Origin of the sequence: Paenibacillus sp. OT2-17 (assembly GCF_009827695.1) — a bacterium.
GTDB lineage: Bacteria > Bacillota > Bacilli > Paenibacillales > Paenibacillaceae > Paenibacillus > Paenibacillus polymyxa_B.
Genome location: NZ_WUDQ01000821.1, coordinates 1 through 1,227 on the forward strand (window position 1 = coordinate 1; position 1,227 = coordinate 1,227).

Sequence of the window (1,227 nt, forward strand, 5' to 3'; positions counted from 1 at the left end):
CTTACCGTCATACTGATAATACCGAAGAAGAAAAAGCCAAGCGTCGCATTAATAAGAAAGACGAACAAATCATGAAAAGCCCATGACATGCGCGAATAGATCGCCGCCGTAATAAAGTACGCGGCAGTCCAGCTAAGATACAGCACCAATAACACCAGCATGAGTCTCGCAAGGATATGGAGGAATCCCGGTTCCCGCTTCATTGCCTTACCTCCAGCCGATAACCCAATCCTCGGATCGTACTGATCCGGAAAGAGTGCCTTGCCTCCGGAAATCGTTCCCGAAGGCGCTTGATATGGACATCAACTGTTCTTTCGTCTCCCTCATAATCATAACCCCAGATCTGTTCGATCAACTGGTCGCGGGTAAAGGTTTTGCCAGGATAGCTGGCCAGCTTGAAGAGCAGCTCAAACTCCTTGAGCGGCAGGGTAATCTCCTTCTCTCCAGCCCGACACTCAAATGTATCGCTGCGCAGGACAAGATCTCCGACAGTCACTGATTTTGAAGCCATGATACGATAACGTTTTAATAAAGCCTTCACGCGTGCGACAAGCACCATGGGGTCGAATGGCTTAACAAGATAGTCGTCCGTTCCGAGCGCGAAGCCTTTCACGATCTGTGACGTCTCGCCTTTGGCTGTAAGCATAAGCAGCGGCAGGTCGGTCTGCTCTCGCAGCTTACGGCACAGCTCCCAACCATCCATTCCCGGCATCATGATATCAAGAACAAGCAAATCGACCTTGATTTGATCAAAAATGCGCATCGCGTCCAAACCATCCACCGCCTCGACTACCTCCAGACCTTCCATTCTCAAAAAGTGTCCGACCAGTTCACGAATATGCGGATCATCATCAACGACTAATACACACGTCATTTCAATCCCCCCTAACTAACTCTGCCTTAAATCTCTCGTCCTCGTCAAGAAGACCGCCATCTTATGCTTTACGCATATAAGCACGCACCGTAAGCGGCGCGAAGATCGCCACAATGACTGTAGCGCCAAGCAGTGAGATCGCCAGTTCCTCGCCAATCGTTCCCGTATTCGCAAGCTCCCTGACTGCGTTCACAAGATGTGAAATCGGGTTGACGTTTACAAACCACTGTAGCCAACCAGGCATTGTGTCCACAGGCACAAATGCATTGGAAACAAAAGTGAGCGGAAACAGAACAATCATGGAGATGCCTTGTACACTGGAAGCAGTGCGGGCAATCACGCCAAAGAAGGCG

General features: G+C 50.0%; 2 protein-coding genes and 1 pseudogene. All 3 read right to left on the reverse strand.

What is annotated here, in order from left to right; translation table 11 throughout:
* Positions 1-203: pseudogene (locus tag GRP75_RS27380) on the reverse strand (two-component sensor histidine kinase); the annotation flags it as partial.
* On the reverse strand, positions 200-874 hold the full coding sequence (locus GRP75_RS27385; RefSeq protein WP_023988348.1) for a response regulator transcription factor: 675 nt from the start codon (positions 872-874) through the stop codon (positions 200-202). The gene GRP75_RS27385 and the pseudogene GRP75_RS27380, both read right to left, overlap by 4 nt.
* 61 nt (positions 875-935) lie before the next feature.
* Positions 936-1,227 (reverse strand): ABC transporter permease (locus tag GRP75_RS27390; RefSeq protein ID WP_160790940.1); only part of this gene is annotated, 292 nt, incomplete at its 5' end.

Bases quoted from the DNA above. Each gene is read 5' to 3' on its own strand.
- GRP75_RS27385 (WP_023988348.1), bottom strand. From the start codon at position 874: ATGACGTGTGTATTAGTCGTTGATGATGATCCGCATATTCGTGAACTG.